Below are 565 nucleotides of genomic sequence, written 5' to 3' on the forward strand. Positions count from 1 at the left end.
GCGGCCTTCGTCTGTGGGGTAACCGGACGGCAGCATGGCCAACGGTCACCCATATGCGTAACTTTGAGAACGTTCGCCGCACCGGTGATGTGATCAACGAGTCCATTCGTTATTTCAGCCAGCAGTACATCGACATGCCGATTACTCAGGCGCTGATTGATGCACTGACGGAGTCGGTCAACGCCTACGGTCGCAAAATGACTGGTGATGGTGCGGTACTGGGCTTCCGTTGCTGGTTTGATCCGGCCCGCAATCCGGAGACGGAGCTGGCCGCCGGGCACCTGTTGCTGAGCTACAAATATACGCCACCACCGCCGCTGGAGCGACTGACGTTTGAGACTGAGATCACCTCGGAATACCTGTTAACCCTGAAAGGGGGCAACTGATGTCAAAGATTGAGATAAACCGCATCACGAATGCCAACATCTATCTGGATGGTACTAACCTGCTGGGACGGGCTGAGGAAGTTAAACTCCCCGATGTCTCCATGATTATGCAGGAACACAAGGCGCTGGGGATGGTGGGTAAGGTGGAACTCCCGGCTGGTTTTGACAAACTGGAAGGC

The 565-nt window shown here is 55.2% G+C and carries 2 protein-coding genes; both read left to right on the top strand.

The window, feature by feature from the left end; all coding sequences use genetic code 11:
• A partial coding sequence (locus CXQ91_RS24285; protein WP_308471434.1) for a phage tail sheath C-terminal domain-containing protein occupies positions 1-386 on the top strand: 386 nt, incomplete at its 5' end.
• Positions 386-565, top strand: a 180-nt coding sequence (locus CXQ91_RS24290; protein ID WP_219816618.1) for a phage major tail tube protein, incomplete at its 3' end; no start/stop codon positions are given. The genes CXQ91_RS24285 and CXQ91_RS24290, both read left to right, overlap by 1 nt.

It is taken from the genome of Arthrobacter sp. Y81 (assembly GCF_002929335.1).
Taxonomy (GTDB): Bacteria; Actinomycetota; Actinomycetes; order Actinomycetales; family Micrococcaceae; genus Arthrobacter.